This is a genomic window from Candidatus Sarcina troglodytae (assembly GCF_015708635.1).
Lineage (GTDB): Bacteria > Bacillota > Clostridia > Clostridiales > Clostridiaceae > Sarcina > Sarcina ventriculi.
Genome location: NZ_CP051754.1, coordinates 576,088 through 595,528, shown reverse-complemented (window position 1 = coordinate 595,528; position 19,441 = coordinate 576,088). Strand labels below are relative to the sequence as shown.

The following is a 19,441-nucleotide window of genomic DNA, read 5'->3' as shown; positions in this document are numbered from 1 at the left end:
TATTCATTTATTTTACAATTAAATGTTAACATAGAGGTAAATAAATTTCAATAAATTTACTGTAATTTTTATTTATTTTTTACTATATTTTTAATTTATATTTATTTTTTCTATTTTATTATTTGCTAACGTTATCTTTTATTAAATCAATTATTTCTAGTTTAAAGTTAGATATTTTACTCAATTTATATTGTTTACATATAAAAAAATATATAATCCGTTTATTTATATAAATATTTCTAAACAAAAATAGCAGTTATTTAAATAACTGCCATTTTTAACGTCATACTTATTAGTTTAAAGTATTTTGCTTATATTAAACTTATTCTTTATATTAAAGTTCTAAATATTTCTTTGATAATTTAATCACATATTTTACTATAATTTTATTAAAATTTTCAAAAAATATATAAGAACTTATTTTAATAAAATACTATATAATTAAAGTTTTTTACAACTTTCTCTTTTTATAAGTTTGGTAGGAAGGACTATTTTTCTCCCTAAATCTCTCTTTTGCTTTATTCTATCTAATAAAGTTTCAACAGCCACTTCGCCCATAGTATCTTTATAAACTCTAACAGTTGTTAAAGAAGGTGCTAAAAATTGCGTTGTATATATATCATCAAAACCTATTATACTAATATCATCTGGAATTTTTAAACCTGCTTCAAATACAGCTTTATAAGCTCCTATTGCCATAGGATCACTGGCAACAAAAAAAGCTGTTGGTCTTTCTTTATTATTTAAAGCTTTTTTCATAAGATTATAACCATCTCCTGGTAAAAACCTACCTGTTAATATCCATTCCTCTTTATAACAACCAATCGATTCCATAAACTCTTTATAAGTTTTTTCACGATAGTTTGTAAAAATAGATTTTTCATTTCTTGAATAGCATAATCCACCAATATATCCTATATCCCTATGTCCTAAACTATATAAATATTCCATAGATTCTTTGACAGCATTTTTAAAATCTACAACTATGCTATCATAAATTTTTTCATTAGGTGAAGAATCAACAAAAACTAAATTTTTTGATATTTTTTTCATCTTTTCTATATCTGTATTATCAAAAATTCCTATGGCGATTATTCCATCTAAATTATTGTAATCATTAAAATTCCCATTTAAAACCCTTTGGAAATCAATATTTCTAAAATTCACTTCTTCTTCACTACATTTTCTCTCTACAGCCATTCTTATAGATAAAAAATATGGATCATTTATCTCTTGAATATCAGTATACCAATATACTATTCCCACATTATAAGTTTTTCCTTTGTTTTTTCTTTCTTTTATAGTTATATAATTAAGCTCTTCAGCTACCTCTAATACTCTTTTTCTAGTTTCATCAGAAACATTTAAGGTTTCATCTAAATTTAAAACTCTAGATACAGTAGCAATAGAAACCCCAACAATACTTGCTATGTCTTTAATTGTTGCCATCATTGTCTCCTATTTATTATTTTATATAAAATTTATATATGGTCTCGTTATCGTAAACTTCCCCATTTCTTAATATTATATCATTTATAAAACAATCATCATAGCCTACTGGAAGACTTTGAGCTTCAAAACATATTGCATCGTGTTTTTTTCCAACTCGTCCACATTCCATAATTAAATCATCTGTAAAATTCATTGAATAACAAACTATTGCTTTTTGATTAGTTTTTATTTCTAAACACCTTCCAGATTCCTTGTGATAAAACATTACATCATTTTCTTTTTTCTTATTTAAAATCCAAGGATGATCATATCCAGAGCCATATTTTAACTGAATGTTTTCTTCATTTATATCCTTGCCTACTTCTTTAACATTATTAAAATCAAAAGGAGTATTTTTAACTTCTATATTCTTACCAGTTGGAATTAGATATTCATCTACCTCCCCTATATAATCACTATTTATAACAAGTTTTTGTCCTAATACACTACTTTTTGCATTTCCTGATAAATTAAAATAAGAATGATTGGTCATATTTACTATTGTATCTTTGTCTGATTTTCCAGTATAATGTATTTTTAATTCGTTTTCATTATTTAAAGTATAATACACAGATAAATCTAAATTTCCAGGATATCCATTTTCTAAATCTTTGCTCATGTATGATAATTTTAATCCTACATAATCATTATTTCTTATAGTTTCAACATTCCATATTTTCTTTGAAAAAGAATTATTTCCTCCATGAAGACAATTCCCATTATTATTTTTATCAAGATTGTATTCTACTCCATTTAACGAAAACTTAGCTCCTCCAATCCTTCCTGCTGTTCTTCCAATCATGGCACCAAAACATGATGGATTTTCATAATAATCTTCCAAATTTTTATAAGATAATACTACATTTTCTAAAAATCCATTTCTATCTTCAGTTATAATTTTTGTAATAACTCCACCTAAACTTAGTACCTCAACTAACATATTATTATCATTTATTAATTGATATCTTTTAAATCCATTTTCATTAAATTCTTTTATTTGCATAATAATTCCTCCACCTTATTATTTTACTTATTTTTACTTAATACTAATTCTACAAATGTTGTTTTCAAACTTCACATTTTAAAATAATCTAAACTTCATAATAATCATTTATGTATTAAATAGATTAATATTTCATTTAATAGAATTAATTTTAATTTGTAAAGCAATACATTTATACTGATATTATAAAAAATATAAATAAAATTTACAATATTTTTTATACAATAGTAAAATTTTTTAGTAAAAATATTGATTTTATTTTACTTAAATATTATAATTAATTTATTAAAACAATTACATGGTACAAATTAGGAGGTTATTTTATGTTAGTAAACGATATAAAAATTAAATTTAATGAGGTTTTTAATAAAATATTTAATGACTCTTACGATAAAATGTTTTTCTCTCCTGGAAGAATAAATCTTATAGGCGAACATACAGACTATAACGGTGGTTTTGTTTTCCCATGTCCAATAACTTTAGGAACTTATGCTGCAATTAATAAGCGTCCTGATAACATTTTCAAAGTTTATTCATTAAATTTTGAAAACAAAGGAGTTATAGAATTTTCTCTAGACAACTTAGAATATAGAAAAGAAGATGATTGGGCTAATTATATAAAAGGTGTAGTTAAATTCTTATTAGAACAAGGATTTAAAATAAACCATGGATTCAATATGGCTATATACGGAAATCTACCAAACGGAGCTGGTCTTTCATCATCAGCCTCTTTAGAGATGTTATGTGCTAAAATATTTAGAGAAGAGTTTAACCTTGATATGGACGATGTACAAGCTGCTTTACTTGGTAAAACTGTAGAAAATAAATATATTGGTGTAAATAGTGGAATAATGGATCAATTTGCTATATCTCTTGGCAAAAAAGATACTGCTATCCAACTAGATTGCAATACTTTAAACTACGAATATGTACCTGTTAAATTAGGAGATAAAACCATAGTTATAATGAATACTAATAAAAGACGTGAACTTGCTGACTCAAAATATAATGAAAGAAGAGCTGAATGTGATAGTTCTTTAGAAAAGCTAAAAGAAGCTTGTAATATAGAGGCTCTTTGTGAATTAACACCTGAAGAATTTGAAAAACACGCTCATCTTATAAATGATGAAACAAAAATTAAAAGATGTAGACATGCTATATATGAAAATGCTAGAGTTAAGAAAGCCGTTGAAGCATTAAAAGAAAATGATATTATAACATTTGGTAAACTTATGAATGACTCTCATATATCTTTAAGAGATGACTATGAAGTTACAGGTAAAGAATTAGATACACTAGCTGAAGTTTCATGGAAGCAACCTGGTGTTTTAGGTGCTCGTATGACTGGTGCTGGCTTTGGAGGATGTGCTATTGCTATTGTTAATAATGATAGTGTAGAAAACTTTATTGCAAATGTAGGTCAAGCCTATAAAGATGCCATAGGTTATGAAGCATCATTTTATATAGCATCAATTGGTGATGGTCCAACTGTTATTGAAATATAAATTTAATACAAAATATTTTGGGGGTAAAGATGAACATTTACGCATTAATAGACAGACTTATTTATATATCTATAAAAAACAATTTAATAGATGAGATGGATACAATCTACACAAGAAATAGACTGTTATCTCTTTTTAAAGAAGATAGCTATATGAAAAATGAAGATATAAATTTAAATTTTCATGAAACTTTAAATGGTTTATTAGATATTGCTGTAAATAAAAAATTAATAGGCAATACCCTTTATGAAAAAGATATATTTTCTAGCGACATCATGAACACTTTTGTTCCTGCACCCTCTTTAATAAACAAAGAATTTTTCATAAGGTATCATAATGAACCTAAAGAAGCTACTGATTATTTTTATAATCTTAGCAAAGCTTCTAACTATATAAAAACAGATAGAATTGCTAAAAATATAAACTTTACATCAAAATCTCCTTATGGAGACATGGAAATTACTATAAATCTATCTAAACCTGAAAAAGATCCTAAGCAAATAGCATTAGAGAGAAATTCAAAGAAAAATAATTATCCAAAGTGCCTTTTATGCATTGAAAATGAAGGCTACGAAGGAACTGTAACTCACCCAGATAGAGCAAATCATAGAACTATTCGACTTAATTTTAATAACAAAAACTGGATGATGCAATATTCCCCATACCTTTATTACAATGAGCATTGCATAGTTCTATGTACTGAGCATATTCCTATGAGTATTAACAAAGATACGTTTACTAACCTTCTTGAATTTGTTGATATATTCCCTCATTATTTTATAGGTTCTAATGCTGACTTGCCTATAGTTGGAGGCTCTATTTTAGCTCATGAACATTATCAAGGAGGAAGGCATACATTTCCTATGAACAACGCCAAAAATTTATTTGATTTTAAATTAGATAAATTTAAAGATGTTGAAGCATCTGTTGTACATTGGCCTTTATCTACAATAAGATTAAAAAGCGAAAACATAAAATCTCTTGTTAATTGCTCTAACCTTATATTAGAGGCTTGGAGAAATTATGATGATGAAAGCCTTGATATTTTAAGCTATTCACAAAATGGTGAACCCCACAACACCATAACTCCAATTGCAAGATTTGAAAACAATAAATTTGTTATTGATTTAGTCCTTAGAAATAATCGAACATCTAATGAACATCCATTAGGAATCTTCCATCCTCATAGTGATGTTCACCATATAAAAAAAGAAAATATAGGTTTAATAGAAGTTATGGGACTTGCCGTACTTCCTGGAAGACTTTTAAATGAATTAAATGATATAAAAAGCTTCTTAAATAATTCTTTAAGCATAGAAGAGATAAAGGAATACCATAAACCTTGGGCATCTTACCTTAAAGATAAAATTAAAGAAGAAAACTTATCTATTGATGAGTTTATTAATAAAGAAGTTGGAAATAAATTCGTAAAAGTCTTAGAAGATTGTGGCGTATTTAAACTCACTCCTCAAGGTATAGACGGATTTAAAAAATTTATAAATTCTATAAATAGTATATAAATTTAATCATAACCATATAAATGATATATAAATGTAAAATAAAGCTGTTATAATATATAAACAGCTTTATTTTTGTTTGTAAACAAATTATTACAATTCAAATAAATTTTTAATATTATATTTTCTTATATATAATCTTTATTATAATAATATTGAATAAATAATTTATTTTATTAATACCGTATTTATTTATAAAATACTTTAATATAATATTTAAAAATAATATTTATATTTTTTAAAAATTGGAGGACAACATTATGAGTTTATTAGGGAAAGGAGTAAATAAGCTTTTTACTTCATTAGGCTCTTTATTAAAAAAAATAGTTGAATTATTATTTGATTTACTTGGCTTTATTAAATTTAAAATTTCAAAAAAAGGTTACAATGTAAGAGAAGAAAGCTCTAAAAATGGTAAAATAGTTGGAAGAAGACTTAAAAATAATATGGACAAGTTTGCAATTAAAGCTCAAGTCGAAACTGATAAGGGCATGATATTTTTAGGTAAATTTTTAAGGCTTTTTACATTCAATATTTTAAAATTATTTAATACTGTATCAAGAAATTTATACAAAGCTTCTGAAAAATCAAAGGATAAATTTACAACATATAATATATCTCAAGATGAAAAAAACAAAGAAAAATTTATTGAATTTGATAATTTAATTGCTAAATGCAATGATATAGAAAATTATGCTGAAGCCGCTATATCTAAAAATGTTGATGATTCATATAAAGATTTAGATAAAACTTTATTTGAATTTCCAAATACATATCATAATTCAAATAACAATAATATTGAAAAATATGAGAAAAACTCTGCTACTGATTTGGATAAAACATTATATGAAGATTTAGATTCCTTTAATAATTTAAATAAAAATGATGATTCTGATTTAGATAAAACTTTATTTGAAAATGATGATGATATGTTTAATTCTATAAAATCAGAAGTTTTTTCTAAAACTTTAAAAGATATTAATTCAGCTACCAATATTAATGAAAACAAGTATAGCAAAAATGAAGAAATCTGTGACTTAGAAAACCATACAAACACAACTGAGGAAGATGAAGAAATCTATAACTCAGAAGATGATATAGACACAATTGAGGAAAACGAAGATGTCTTTGAAGAAAATACACAGAAAAAGCATATGTTTGATTTTTTAAAGAAAAAAGAACAAAATTCTTCTCTTGATGAAACATTCCACGGAGAAAATTATGAATTTAATTCTTCTATAAAATTGGCTAATGAAAATTATTCTAAAAACAAAAATAAGAGCATAACTAATAAAAGTATATCTAATGATAATTTTTCAAAAAAACAAGAAAACTCTATGGATAAAACTCAACTAGTTGATTTAGAATCTTTAAAGGAAAATGAATCTGATAAAACACGAATGGTTAATATAGATGATTTTAGAGAGGCAGTAAACTCTAGACTTAACTCTTCTAATAATACGGACAACAAAATAAAAAATTCCTATCGATATTCTCTAGATGATGATGATGAATCTATAAGAAAATTTTTAAATGACGATTAAAAAATTTATTTAAAATAGTTTGTATATATTATTTATACAAGCTATTTTTATTTTTCCCTTGAATTTCTAAAATAACTGTACTATAATTTAGTTAAGTAATTACTTAACTAAATCGTGGAGGTCATTTATGGAAGCTTACATAAATATTTTTAAAGCTCTTAGCGATGAAACTAGACTAAAAATTTTATTATTAATGTCTAAAAAAAGCATATGTGCAAAAGGCATTGCAAAACATTTAAATATAAGTGAAGCTGCTGTATCTCAGCAAATCAAAATTTTAAAAAAAGTTAATCTTATAATAGGCTACAAAATAGGATATCATATCATTTATGACCTTAATTATGATACTTTAAAAAAACCTACGCTTTTTATAGAAAATTTAATCAACAAAGATACATATGATTATATATTCTCAGATAGCCAATACAATACAGAATGTTTAAAAAAATGTGCACATAAAAAATGTTTCAATGAAAATAAATTTAAGGAGGAATTATCAATGAAAGTTTGTTTCCCTGTAAAATCAAATGAAGGATTACAAAGTGTAACTTATAATCATTTTGGAAATGCCCCTCATTTTATAATTTGTGACTTAGAAAACAATGAAATCAAATCTGTAAATAATGGTGATTTAAATCATGAACACGGAAAATGTCAACCAATTAAAGCTTTATCTGGTGAGGTTGTTGATGCTGTAATAGTTGGAGGAATAGGCGCAGGTGCTATATTAAAACTTAATTCTATGGGAATTAAAGTATATAAAGCTTGCCAAGGTACTATTGAAGAAAACATAAAACTATTTAAAGAAAATAAATTACCTCAATTTGATGCAAACAACTCTTGCACAAGTCATAACTGTCATTAGTAATTTATATACTTTAAATTTTATTCTAAACTTTTAATACTTTTATCATATTTATATAAATAGACTGTATCAAAGATAAAAAATATATTCTGCACACTTATATTTGATACAGCCTTTTTGTATATTATCTAGTATTCATAAAAACAACTTCCACCTATAAATTCTCTTAAAATAGAGTTTTCAGGAACTTTTTCTTTTTCTATATCCTCAAAAAAATTAATTATATTCATAAGCCTTTTAGCCTCATAGTATACATAACTATCTTTTTTATTATTTATCTTTTTAAGCTCTTCTAATGCATATTTTTTTAAAACAGCCATTTCATACACCAAAGTTGAATTAAATAAAACATCTGCCTCTTCTTGATACTTAAAAATATTTTTCTCTTCTCCCCTTTTTATAGATGGCCACATTTCTAAAGTTTCAGCTCCCCCGTATCCTCTTGACAAAAAATCTCTAACTATTCTTCTAATCTTTCTTATATCTGTTGTTGATATTCTATTGTGATTATCTAAATTTAACTGAGTTAATGCTGATATATATATTTTAAATTTATTCTCATCTGCTATTTTATAAATAAGTTTAGGATTAAGACCATGTATTCCCTCTATTACTATTATCCCATTTTGTGAAAGTTCAATATTCTCTTTAGTTTCCTCTCTTTTTCCAGTTTTAAAATTATATTTAGGTAATTTTACAGCTTTATTTGATAATAAATCTTTTAACTGATTATTAAAAAATTCTAAATCTAAAGCATTAATTGATTCAAAATCTGGTTTTCCATTTTCGTCTAAAGGTGTTTTATCCCTATCTATATAATAATCATCTAATGATATTAAAAGAGGTTTATATCCATTTACCCTAAGCTGAATTGCTAGTCTTTTTGAAAAAGTCGTTTTTCCTGAAGATGAAGGACCAGCTATTAAAACTATTTTTGTATTTTCTTTATTCAATATCATATCGGCTATCTGTGCAATTTTTTTTTCATGAAGAGCTTCAGATACTCTTATTATATCTTCTTTTTCATGACTCCTTATCTTTTCGTTTAAAGATGAAACATCTGCTACATCTAAAATGCTTATCCATCTTTTAGTTTCTTTAAACACCTTAGAAAGTTGTGGAATATCAACAAATTTGCATACCTTTGTTGGTTCTTTTACTTTAGGAAAATTTAAAACAAATCCTGGGTCATAATATTCTAAATCAAAATATTTTAAAATCCCTGTTGAATAAACCATGTTTCCATAAAAATAGTCGTATCTATCATCTATTTTATAAAGTTTAACATTATCATTTTTTAAAGATGATAAAAGTCTTACTTTATCATTCATTTTATAGGTTTTAAATATATTTATTGCATCTTTTGTTTTTACTTCACATTTTTCTATTACTATATCCTTATTTATTATCTCCATCATTCTATTTTTAATAAGTTTTATATCCTCTTCATTTAGTGCTACATCCTTATGCACTTCCCCATAAAGCCCATTCCTTATTGAATGTTGAATTGTTATACTGCACTCATTAAATAAATCTAATGTTGCCTTTATAAATACAAATTGCAAAGCTCGTCTATATGCCTTTATAGCGATTGCATTATCTAACCTAATCCATACCAAATCACCATTTTCCTTTATTTCATCTGTAAGTTCTAAATATATATTATTAAATTTAGCTAATATGATTGGATAAATGTCTTCTTTATAATTTTTATCTAAAAGTTGATAAAATTTTGTTCCTTTATCCACACTAATATACTTATCATCAATTTTAATTTTTAATTTTTCCAATAGCACTCACACCCTAACAATAGTAATTGTATTATTTAAGATTTCAATTTTTTAACCAAAACGCAAATCAACATCTTAAACAAACTTAATGTCCTATAGTTATATTTATGAAAAAACATTGAAAGTAAGAATAAATTAACTGTATTTTCACATTATATAATTGTAAGGAGTGATAATATATGTACATAGTATTTATTAGAACTGCTCTTTTATATTTTTTAGTAATCTTTGTTGTAAGGCTCATGGGAAAAAGGCAAATAGGTGAACTTCAACCATATGAACTTGTAATAACTATTATGATTTCAGACCTTGCCTCCCTTCCTATGCAAGACTCAAGACTTCCCTTAATACTTGGTATAATACCTATTGTAACTCTTTTAATAATAAATATAATTATCACAGAAATTCAACAACACAGCGTAACATTTAGAAAACTCATAGATGGTACTCCCTGTGTTTTAGTAAGCAATGGAAAATTAAATCTAAGTATGATAAAAAAACAACGCCTTACTGTTGATGATATACTAGAAGAAATACGAAGTGGTGGCTATTTAGATATAGAAGAAATTCAATACGCCATTCTTGAAAATAATGGAAAAGTATCAATAATTCCAAAATCATCTTGCGATACTGTTACAAAACATGATTTAAACATAAATGTAAAAGACCCTAAAATGCCAATACTATTATATGTTGATGGCAAGATTAATAAACGAGCTTTACATATATTAAAAAAAGATGTATCTTGGCTAGATAAAAAACTAAAAGAAATCAAAGCCCCCAAAAAAGAAGACTTATTTCTAATCATGATTGATTCTAATGAAGAAATATTTTATCAAGAACTATATAGTGATGATATTTCTGATGAACTTTCACTATAAAGGGGTGATTTTATGAAAAATACCCTAATATCATTTGCAACACTTTTTATTTTATTATTTTTTGTATTTATAGGTGATACTAATTTAAACTCTTTATGTGATAACTCTTTAAAAGTAAGTCAAGAAATACAAATAGCATTAGATAATAATAATTGGGATGATGCTTTAGAAAAATCCGTACAACTTAAAAAAATTATGTCTAATGGCTTTAAAAAAGTATCTATATATGTAAATCATCAAGATATCGATACTTTAAATACTGAAACTGTTAAACTAATTGACTTTATTAAAGTTCGTGATTTATCTAATAGCTTATCTTCTTTAGATAGTATAAAATGTCTTGCTGAATACATAAAAGAACTACAACAAATAAATCTAACCAATATATTATAGTATATTTTTCCTTAATATTTAGCATTTTCTATCTTAATGTCAACATAATATAAAATTTGTTTTAAGTATAGAATTTTCTAAAATTTTAGTTTATAATTATAATATAAGGGTTAGTCCCAGAGGGACAAATTTAGTCCCTTAAAATAATTTTTTCGATAATGAAAGGCGGTATTATCATGGCATTAGTTAGTGCAAAAGAAATGTTAAATAAAGCTAAAGAAGGTAAATACGCTGTTGGTCAATTCAACATAAACAACTTAGAATGGACAAAAGCTATATTACTTACTGCTCAAGAAAATAATTCACCAGTTATCTTAGGAGTATCTGAAGGTGCTGGAAAATATATGTGCGGATATAAAACAATAGTTGGAATGGTTAATGGAATGTTAGAAGAATTAAAAATAACAGTTCCTGTTGCTCTACATTTAGACCATGGTAGCTTTGAAGGAGCTAAAGCTTGCATAGAAGCTGGTTTCTCTTCAGTAATGTTTGATGGATCTCACTATGCAATAGAAGAAAACATCCAAAAAACTAAAGAAATAATAGAAATTGCTTCTTCTAAAGGAATATCTGTTGAAGCTGAAGTTGGTTCAATAGGTGGAGAAGAAGATGGAGTTATAGGTGCTGGTGAAGTTGCTGATCCTGCTGAATGTAAACAAATAGCTGATTTAGGAGTTACTATGTTAGCTGCTGGAATAGGTAACATTCATGGTGTATACCCTGAAAACTGGGCTGGATTAAGCTTTGAAACTTTAGAAAAAATAGATAATTCTGTTGGAACTATGCCATTAGTTTTACACGGTGGTACTGGAATTCCTGCTGATATGATAAAAAAAGCTATCTCTTTAGGAGTATCTAAAATAAATGTTAATACTGAATGTCAATTAGCTTTTGCTGCTGCTACTAGAAAGTATGTTGAAGAAGGAAAAGACCTTCAAGGCAAAGGATTTGACCCAAGAAAATTATTAGCTCCAGGATTTGAAGCTATAAAAGCAACTGTTAAAGAAAAAATGGAATTATTCGGATCAATAAACAGAGCTTAATTAATAAAAAAAGATTGCAAAATTGCAATCTTTTTTTATTATTATAAACTAGCTGAATAAACACTTCCCTCATCGTTCATTACCGCTATACTACCACTATTTATTATTATTTTTGATTGTGTTTCATATTTATAAATTGTACTTGTTGTTACTCTCACATTACTAGGCACTGCAATTATAAATCTAATAATTCCATTTGATGCACCTACATTTCCTGTCCAACCTTCACTTCCAAAATATGATAATGCATTAGTTGATATTATGTAATAATTAGGATTTTCTATAACAGTTCCATCAAAAGAATATAATGATTTAGTTAATATTAAAGTTTTACCTGAAGGGTTTGAACCAAATGTTCCATCAGTAACCATAGGAGAACCTATTTTACTTCCAACTGTCCATGTTCCATAATATGCTGAAACTTGAGAGTTATTATTAAATAGCACAGGTTGTCCATCTATAATATTACTATTACTAGAATTAGCACTGTTATCGCTCTCAACTTTATTGCTATTATTCTCTATTGTATTTTTATCCTTACTATTTATTACTTTTGTTCCTGAACTTTGAGTTGTGTCAGATGTATTACTTGGTTGCATTTGTGTTGAACTATTTGTACTACTTGCAGTTTCATCTTTCTTAGCGCTTTGGCTAACTTTAGTGCTTGAATTTTCTGCTACACTTTTTCCTTCACTACTACTTGTTGTATCCTTTGATATGACTTTCGCTTTTACACTTGCTGATGAATCTTTTGTGTTTATTGTTTTGCTACTACTAATTGTGTTGCTAGCTTTCGTTGTACTACTTGCCGTATCATTAGACTCTTGAGCATTGGTTTTAGATGCTGCTGACACACTTGATGTGCTATTTGAAATAGAATTAGAATTATTAACTGATGATACAGATGATGTTGTTGTACTCTTTGCAGATGCAACCTCGTAAATCGTACAGCCAACAACAGCCGCAACTATTACTACAATAACACCTATCATTACTTTTTTCATTTTTATCACCCCTTTTTACATGATTCCAAACTAATAATATACTTTATTTATTATACGACTCAACATTTAAAAAAACAACGCATATTAACAAATTTTATTTATTAATGCTTATTTTTTCTATATAATGTTAATTTTAATATTTTTCAAAATAAAAAAATCAAGTCGCAGTAATAGTTAGCAACTTGATTTTCATTAATATATTTAGCTTCTACAATAATTCATTAAGCTTCTTTCTTTCACTAGATTTTAATAACGGCTTTATTCCCCTATATAAAATCTCACATTTAATCCCTAAAAGCCTTGCATAAAAATATAACATGGGACTTCTAAGACGCCCCCTAGAACATACAAGTACTAAAGCTTTCTTTCTATTTCTAGATATCATAAGAAGTCTTGTTTTTATGAATCTTCTTCTTTTTAATATTCCCTTCAAAATTATATAAAAAGCCATAGGATAAAATTTTTTTATTTTTAAATATTCCTCTATTTCTATTATTGGAATACTATACTTTGTAAAAGGAGTCAGTTCATGTTCGAGGGTAGTTCTAACATCAACTACTTTCTCATCTTTAATATCCTCATACCTGATAAACATAATATCACCTTATCCTTAAATGATAAGCCAAAAAGTGCTATATTAAATAATACTATGTTTAAAGTCTTATATTGATGTTATATTTTATTATACAAAGGTATTTTTATATAAGCCTTAGTACCCATTCCCACATCACTTTCTAAATTAACTTTACCGTTATAATGATTTATTATTATCGCTGCAATAGATAATCCTAAACCACTTCCTCCAAGCTCTCTACTTCTCCCCTTATCCACTCTATAAAATCTTTCAAATACTTTTTCTATATCCTTTTTAGGGATTCCTATGCCATTATCTTCTATCAATATCTCAGCATAATCATTTTTTACATTAGCAGATATTTTTACAATTCCATGCTCATTATCAGTATATTTTACAGAATTATCTATAAATATTCTTAAAAGTTGCTTTATCATATCCCTATCAGCTTTAATTATTATATTTCTACAATTTCCTTCAATTTTTCTTAATATGTTATTGGGATTTATAATATCATAACTGTGTATAACTTCATTAATTAATATATTTAATTCTAATTCTTCATCATTAGTTTCCATAAGTCCACTATCCTTCTTGGCTAGAAATAATAATCTGTCAATTAGAACTTTCATATGATCGCTTTCCTTTTTTATAGCAGTTATCGACTCTTCTAAAACCTCTCTATCGTCTTTTCCCCATCTATCTAGCATATCAGCATAACCTTTTATTACAGCTATTGGTGTTTTAAGCTCATGAGATGCATCTCCTACAAATCTGTTTTGCATCTCAAAAGTTTCCTCAATTCTGTCCATCATATTATTTATCGTTCCTGCTAATTTTCCTATTTCATCATCTGGCTTTTTGATAATTATTCTATCTTTTAAATTGTTACCATTTATTTTTTCAGCAGTTTCTCTCATTATAGTCATTGGTCTTAAGCTTCTTTTAGTAATTATTTTTCCAGCAATTAAAGCTATTATTACTCCTAAAAATGTAGTCAGCATCATAACAACAGCTAGAAGTTCTATATAATATGAATCTGACGTTTTATCTTTTATTAAAAATACATAATATTTTTGCCCACTTTGTTGTACAGGTACAACCATATACAAAACATGTTTTCCATTCATTGCTGTTTTTCTTATTCTTCCAGCTGCTTTAGCTAAATAACTTGGTATGCTTATATTTTCATTTGTCTTATATACAGAATTTCCCTTTGAATCAAAAACAAGACCATATAAATCATCTCCAAAACCTATATTTTCAACTGAATTTATTAATCCTCTTCCCTCTTCTAGTTCATTTTGCAATGTTATTTTTGCATTGTTCAAAACATCGATATTATCCATATTCAACGCTATGGTTACAAACCAGTAAACCCCTAAATTTAAAAATATTAAAATCAAAGCTATAAGTATTCCATTATTTATAGCAAGAGAAGACGATAATTCTCGATGACTCTTTCTTTTATTATTTATCCATTTTAATAACAATTTTAATCTTCTATTTACTTTAATCTTCATTTTTTATAACATACCCAACTCCCCTTACTGTTTGTATTTTTTTATCTAATCCATATTGCTCAAGCTTTTCTCTCAAATGTCTTATGTAAACATCAACTATATTTTCATCCCCAAAATAATCATAGCCCCAAACTTTATTTAATATATTTTGTCTATCCATGACAATTTCTTTATTTTTAAGTAAAAATTTCAATAAATCAAACTCAGTTTTAGTAAACTTTATCTCTTTCCCTAAGCATTCAACTCTTCTTTTATCAACATTCATTTTTAATTCACCTATAAATAAAGTTTCAAATTTATCATTAGCTTTTCTTTCATAAACCCTTATTCTAGCTAAAAGTTCCTCAATTTCGAAAGGCTTTGTAATATAATCATCTGCCCCTTCATCAAGACCGGCTATCTTATCACTAAGCTGTGATTTTGCAGTTAACATTATAATAGGAATACTACTAAAAGCCCTTATTCTTTTACAAGTTTCTATTCCATCTATACCATTCATCATAACATCTAACAATATTAAATCAATAGAATTACTTTTTACTAGTTCTATTGCATCATATCCATTATTAGCTATAAATACATGATACCCTTCATGCTCTAACTCCAACTGCAAAAATCTACATATATCTTTTTGATCATCAACAATTAAAATATTAAAGTTTTTCACATAACTCACTCCCATTGTTACAATTAATTAGACACTTATATAAATATATTATCATTTTAATATTGTAAAAATAATAACTAAAACTCATATTAAAATACCTAATCTTATATATAAAATTCCCTTAATCTATTATAATATAGTAATGAATAAATATTAAGGAGAAAAATAATGAAAGAATTAGAAACAAAAATTATCGATATTGATTTAGATAGTTTAAGAAAAAAACTAAAAGAATTAAATTTTGAAAATGTAAAAAAAGAAAATCAAATAAATAATATATTTGACTTTAAAGATGGAAGACTTTTAAAAGATAAAGGCTATGCTAGAATCAGAACTGTTCATGATTTAATAAATAACAAAACTGTATATTTTATCACAACAAAAAAAATGTTAAGTCAAGATACTTTTAAAGTTATGGAAGAGAATGAAACTGTCATAGAAAACGGTGTTATTGGAGAAAATATATTTAAATCTTTAGGTTTAGAACTTACAAAATCTATAAAAAAATATAGGGAAAGTTATAAGTACAAAAACACTTTAATAGAGATTGATATAAATGACCCAAGTTTTTGTCCATTCCCATATGTAGAAATTGAAACATCATCAGAAGAAGAACTTAACGAAGTACTAAATCTTCTTGGATACTCTATGAAAGATACTACATCTAAAACCATTTATGATATACTTAAAGAAAAAGGAATAAAATAAATCCCTAAAGTTAAGGAGTTGACAATTAATGAAAAATCCCTTTAAAAATTCTAAAGAATCTAACGTTGGAAACTCTCCTAAAGTGGAAAAAGATTCTAAAAATTCTAGGGGTAAACCTAAAAAAAATTCAATAATTTATTTTTTTAAGTCTGCATATGAGTATGGCATATTTAGTAATGTAACTAATTTTATACTATTTATTTTAATCTTACTTAGTGGTTTATTTTTAATTGTGTCTGCTTTATATCCTCCACTTTTAGAGAGATTCTTAATAGTATCTCAAATATTGCCACGACCTTTGTTGCAGTTATCCCACAAAATTTCTTTTTTAATAGGGCTTATGCTTATTATGATATCTAAAGAAATTTTTTGCAAAGTCAAAAGAGCTTATTATATAACAATAGCCCTTTTAATATTAGGAGGAATATTTACTTTTATAAAAGGTTTGAGCTACGAGGAGGCTATAGCTTTATTAATAGTTTCTATAATATTAAGATTATCTAGAAAAAGCTTTCATAGAAAAAGCATTCCTATAAAACTTTCAAATTATACAGTAAGTTCCGTAATAGTAATTGCTGTAACAATATTTTTAATAGAACATGCTAAAACCTTTATACATAACAATTTAATAAATCATCGTTATGTTCATGATTATTACTGGAGAATATTCCAACTGAAAAAATACGACATATTTGTTGATATTCTAACATACGGGATTTTTATACTATTTTTAATTTTCCTTTATATTACAAGAGAAAAAATTGAAGATGATCCTCTATATGCTGAAAAAGTAGATATGAATAAAGTTAAAGATTTTTTATCTAAAAGCACTAATGGAAACTCTCTAACCCATCTTGTCTACTTAGGAGATAAAAAAATTTTTTGGGCTTTAAATGGTACTGCCATGATTCCTTACACTAAGTTCAATGATAAAATAATAGTTTTAAGTGACCCTGTTGTCCCTAGAGAAAATTTATCTGACTGTATACAAGAATTTCAAAAATATTTAGATACGTATGGATATAAGGCGTCTTTCTTGCAAGTTGCAGAAGAAAATTTAAGTATTTATCATGATAATGGATATTACTTCTTTAAACTCGGAGAAGAGGCAGTAGTGAATTTAGAAACTTTTAATCTTATAGGTTCTAAGAAAAGTTCATTTAGAAACTTATTAAGGAGATTTGAAAAAGATGGTTATTCTTTTTCAGTAATGGAAGCTCCTCATACTGAAGAATTTATAGAAAAAATCAAAAGTATTTCTGATGAATGGCTTGGAGGAAGAAAAGAAAAGAGTTTTTCCATGGGATGGTTTAACGAAGCATACCTTCAAAAAGGACCTATTGCTATTTTAAGGGATAACAATAAAAATGAAATAATCGCGTTCGTTTCACTTATGTATTGTTATGATAACAAATCAATGGCTATTGATTTAATGAGATTTAGAAAAAAAGTTCCAAATTCTACTATGGAATTTTTACTTTTAAGTATAATTCTTTATTGTCAAGAAAAAGGATTTAAAAAGTTCAACCTAGGAGAAGCTCCACTCTCTAACGTTGGTTTAACTCCAGGATCTCATCTTTTAGAGAAATTTGCTAGATTGATTTATAATTATGGTCAAGTATTTTATAGTTTTTCAGGACTTCGACGATTCAAACAAAAATTTGCTCCTACATGGGAAGCTAAATATTTAGCATATTCTAGTTTTTTATCCCTTCCAGATATACTAATAGATTCATCTGTTATGACATCAAGGGTGCCAAAATATATAGAAAACACTATACTAGATGATGATTTAGATGCAGAAAAGCTCGAGTTAAAAAGACAAGCAAAAACTCAAAATATAGAACATACATTAGAAAACAAACTCTCTAGTGACACAAAAGTAGATTCGCAAACTTTAAAAGATTCTAAACATATAGATAAAGAATCCAAAATAAATTCTTTAAACAATGAAAACTAATAATCTTAGTTTTCATTGTTTTTATTTATACTAATTTTGAACAAATTTTCTTCCATAGATATTTTGCCAAATATTCTTATCTAAATCATACCCATCTAAACAAGCTTTTCTAGCAATCAAATATGTTATTTTAGCTCTTTCTATAAAATCATCCTTTTTATACACCTTATTTAAACTTCCAGGAACTATCCAGTATTCTTGTTCTGGATTTTGCTCAGATAAATATTTAAAGAAATCTCTACTTATCCAATCATAACACATATAATCCTTATTTTTATGCTCATAATGAAGCATAAAATTATAACATAAAACGTCTATAAGGAGTTCATCCATATTCAAATTCATAACTTTACTCCAAACTTTTATCATTTTAGACAAATTCATTAGATTTCCATTACATAACTCATCTAACTTATTAAACTCCTCAATTTCTAAAATAAATTTAGTTACCTCCCATCGTCCACTACCGCTTATAACAGGATAAGTATAACTCCCATTCTCGTTAACAAAAGTAGGTATAACTTTTAATTTTATATTTTTTCTTTGATTTATATCCATGGTAATACCATCTATATCGTAAATTAAAGGAATATCTGGATATTCCTTTTGAAGCACATCTTTTATTTCATCTATCAATCCTAATTGTCCATTACCTATAAATCTATTATATTTTTCATAATAAAAATAAGGCAATCTAAAATACAAAACATCTCCCATATAATTTCCAGTGTAAGAAATTGGTTGTTTTATACCAGCATAAATCCTATGTTTTACTGGCGATATAGAATTCCAAAAATGCCTATTTAGACAAAGAGTTACATCTATATATATATCAGCCATCATACCTTCATCTCTCATGTCTATATTTTTACAAAACTTATAAAACATTTCGCTAATACTCATAAATACCTCCATAAAAAATAAAATATATGTTTAAATACCAATTAATACCATTTTATTAATTATATATTAT

At 26.2% G+C, this 19,441-nt stretch carries 17 protein-coding genes; 9 read left to right on the top strand and 8 right to left on the bottom strand.

Going from position 1 to position 19,441, the window contains the following annotated elements:
- Positions 1-441: 441 nt before the first annotated feature.
- Both HH195_RS02630 and HH195_RS02625 read right to left on the bottom strand, forming a co-directional pair.
- Complete coding sequence (locus HH195_RS02630) at positions 442-1,449, bottom strand: LacI family DNA-binding transcriptional regulator (protein ID WP_196371471.1); 1,008 nt, start codon at positions 1,447-1,449, stop codon at positions 442-444.
- A gap of 16 nt (positions 1,450-1,465) precedes the next feature.
- The gene (locus HH195_RS02625) at positions 1,466-2,494 is read right to left on the bottom strand and encodes an aldose epimerase family protein (RefSeq protein WP_055258420.1); all 1,029 of its coding nucleotides are present in this window, start codon (positions 2,492-2,494) and stop codon (positions 1,466-1,468) included.
- 323 nt (positions 2,495-2,817) lie between these two features.
- On the opposite strand from HH195_RS02625, the gene HH195_RS02620 reads away from it, so the two are divergent.
- The 4 genes from HH195_RS02620 to HH195_RS12710 all read left to right on the top strand — a co-directional run bounded on the left by HH195_RS02620 (position 2,818) and on the right by HH195_RS12710 (position 7,925).
- Positions 2,818-3,999 (top strand): galactokinase, encoded by a 1,182-nt coding sequence (locus HH195_RS02620; protein ID WP_055258418.1) that lies wholly within the window; start codon positions 2,818-2,820, stop codon positions 3,997-3,999.
- Positions 4,000-4,028: 29 nt separating this feature from the next.
- Positions 4,029-5,519 (top strand): UDP-glucose--hexose-1-phosphate uridylyltransferase, encoded by a 1,491-nt coding sequence (gene galT, locus HH195_RS02615; RefSeq protein ID WP_055258416.1) that lies wholly within the window; start codon positions 4,029-4,031, stop codon positions 5,517-5,519.
- 257 nt (positions 5,520-5,776) lie between these two features.
- Positions 5,777-7,060, top strand: a complete 1,284-nt coding sequence (locus HH195_RS02610; protein WP_196371470.1) for a hypothetical protein — start codon at positions 5,777-5,779, stop codon at positions 7,058-7,060.
- 127 nt (positions 7,061-7,187) lie between these two features.
- Positions 7,188-7,925, top strand: coding sequence for a metalloregulator ArsR/SmtB family transcription factor (locus HH195_RS12710; protein WP_082412324.1), 738 nt, complete (start codon positions 7,188-7,190; stop codon positions 7,923-7,925).
- Between the two features lie 128 nt (positions 7,926-8,053).
- Here HH195_RS12710 and HH195_RS02600 read toward each other — a convergent pair whose 3' ends face one another.
- Complete coding sequence (locus tag HH195_RS02600) at positions 8,054-9,715, bottom strand: nucleoside kinase (RefSeq protein WP_055258413.1); 1,662 nt, start codon at positions 9,713-9,715, stop codon at positions 8,054-8,056.
- A 179-nt stretch (positions 9,716-9,894) separates the two neighbouring features.
- Here HH195_RS02600 and HH195_RS02595 point away from each other — a divergent pair, with 179 nt between their 5' ends.
- The 3 genes from HH195_RS02595 to fba all read left to right on the top strand — a co-directional run bounded on the left by HH195_RS02595 (position 9,895) and on the right by fba (position 12,032).
- Positions 9,895-10,596: a DUF421 domain-containing protein gene (locus HH195_RS02595; RefSeq protein ID WP_055258411.1), complete on the top strand. Its 702-nt coding sequence runs from the start codon at positions 9,895-9,897 to the stop codon at positions 10,594-10,596.
- A 12-nt stretch (positions 10,597-10,608) separates the two neighbouring features.
- Entirely contained in the window at positions 10,609-10,989 is a 381-nt protein-coding gene (locus HH195_RS02590; protein WP_196371469.1) for a DUF4363 family protein, read from the top strand.
- A 176-nt stretch (positions 10,990-11,165) separates the two neighbouring features.
- Positions 11,166-12,032, top strand: coding sequence for a class II fructose-1,6-bisphosphate aldolase (fba, locus tag HH195_RS02585; RefSeq protein WP_055258407.1), 867 nt, complete (start codon positions 11,166-11,168; stop codon positions 12,030-12,032).
- Between the two features lie 41 nt (positions 12,033-12,073).
- Here the strand turns inward: fba and HH195_RS02580 are convergent, their stop codons facing one another.
- The 4 genes from HH195_RS02580 to HH195_RS02565 form a co-directional block, all read right to left on the bottom strand.
- Complete coding sequence (locus HH195_RS02580) at positions 12,074-13,036, bottom strand: hypothetical protein (RefSeq protein WP_055258404.1); 963 nt, start codon at positions 13,034-13,036, stop codon at positions 12,074-12,076.
- A 208-nt stretch (positions 13,037-13,244) separates the two neighbouring features.
- Positions 13,245-13,631, bottom strand: a complete 387-nt coding sequence (locus tag HH195_RS02575) for a hypothetical protein (protein ID WP_055258402.1) — start codon at positions 13,629-13,631, stop codon at positions 13,245-13,247.
- Between the two features lie 77 nt (positions 13,632-13,708).
- Entirely contained in the window at positions 13,709-15,133 is a 1,425-nt protein-coding gene (locus HH195_RS02570; protein WP_196371468.1) for a sensor histidine kinase, read from the bottom strand.
- Complete coding sequence (locus HH195_RS02565; protein WP_305847101.1) at positions 15,123-15,800, bottom strand: response regulator transcription factor; 678 nt, start codon at positions 15,798-15,800, stop codon at positions 15,123-15,125. The genes HH195_RS02570 and HH195_RS02565 overlap by 11 nt, the downstream gene beginning before the upstream one ends.
- 168 nt (positions 15,801-15,968) lie before the next feature.
- Between HH195_RS02565 and HH195_RS02560 the strand changes: the two genes are divergently transcribed.
- Entirely contained in the window at positions 15,969-16,508 is a 540-nt protein-coding gene (locus HH195_RS02560) for a class IV adenylate cyclase (RefSeq protein ID WP_196371466.1), read from the top strand.
- A gap of 28 nt (positions 16,509-16,536) precedes the next feature.
- Positions 16,537-18,468, top strand: coding sequence for a phosphatidylglycerol lysyltransferase domain-containing protein (locus HH195_RS02555; RefSeq protein ID WP_196371465.1), 1,932 nt, complete (start codon positions 16,537-16,539; stop codon positions 18,466-18,468).
- Positions 18,469-18,498: 30 nt separating this feature from the next.
- On the opposite strand, the gene HH195_RS02550 is transcribed toward HH195_RS02555, so the two are convergent.
- Positions 18,499-19,371, bottom strand: coding sequence for an SMODS domain-containing nucleotidyltransferase (locus HH195_RS02550; protein ID WP_055258389.1), 873 nt, complete (start codon positions 19,369-19,371; stop codon positions 18,499-18,501).
- Between the last annotated feature and the right edge of the window lie 70 nt (positions 19,372-19,441).

What these genes read in the sequence shown, in the direction of transcription:
- HH195_RS12710 (WP_082412324.1), top strand. Translation starts at nt 7,188, where the DNA reads ATGGAAGCTTACATAAATATTTTTAAAGCTCTTAGCGATGAAACTAGA.
- HH195_RS02555 (WP_196371465.1), top strand. Translation starts at nt 16,537, where the DNA reads ATGAAAAATCCCTTTAAAAATTCTAAAGAATCTAACGTTGGAAACTCT.
- galT (WP_055258416.1), top strand. Translation starts at nt 4,029, where the DNA reads ATGAACATTTACGCATTAATAGACAGACTTATTTATATATCTATAAAA.
- HH195_RS02560 (WP_196371466.1), top strand. Translation starts at nt 15,969, where the DNA reads ATGAAAGAATTAGAAACAAAAATTATCGATATTGATTTAGATAGTTTA.
- HH195_RS02590 (WP_196371469.1), top strand. Translation starts at nt 10,609, where the DNA reads ATGAAAAATACCCTAATATCATTTGCAACACTTTTTATTTTATTATTT.
- HH195_RS02620 (WP_055258418.1), top strand. Translation starts at nt 2,818, where the DNA reads ATGTTAGTAAACGATATAAAAATTAAATTTAATGAGGTTTTTAATAAA.
- HH195_RS02630 (WP_196371471.1), bottom strand. Translation starts at nt 1,449, where the DNA reads ATGGCAACAATTAAAGACATAGCAAGTATTGTTGGGGTTTCTATTGCT.
- HH195_RS02550 (WP_055258389.1), bottom strand. Translation starts at nt 19,371, where the DNA reads ATGAGTATTAGCGAAATGTTTTATAAGTTTTGTAAAAATATAGACATG.
- fba (WP_055258407.1), top strand. Translation starts at nt 11,166, where the DNA reads ATGGCATTAGTTAGTGCAAAAGAAATGTTAAATAAAGCTAAAGAAGGT.
- HH195_RS02580 (WP_055258404.1), bottom strand. Translation starts at nt 13,036, where the DNA reads ATGAAAAAAGTAATGATAGGTGTTATTGTAGTAATAGTTGCGGCTGTT.
- HH195_RS02625 (WP_055258420.1), bottom strand. Translation starts at nt 2,494, where the DNA reads ATGCAAATAAAAGAATTTAATGAAAATGGATTTAAAAGATATCAATTA.
- HH195_RS02575 (WP_055258402.1), bottom strand. Translation starts at nt 13,631, where the DNA reads ATGTTTATCAGGTATGAGGATATTAAAGATGAGAAAGTAGTTGATGTT.
- HH195_RS02570 (WP_196371468.1), bottom strand. Translation starts at nt 15,133, where the DNA reads ATGAAGATTAAAGTAAATAGAAGATTAAAATTGTTATTAAAATGGATA.
- HH195_RS02595 (WP_055258411.1), top strand. Translation starts at nt 9,895, where the DNA reads ATGTACATAGTATTTATTAGAACTGCTCTTTTATATTTTTTAGTAATC.
- HH195_RS02610 (WP_196371470.1), top strand. Translation starts at nt 5,777, where the DNA reads ATGAGTTTATTAGGGAAAGGAGTAAATAAGCTTTTTACTTCATTAGGC.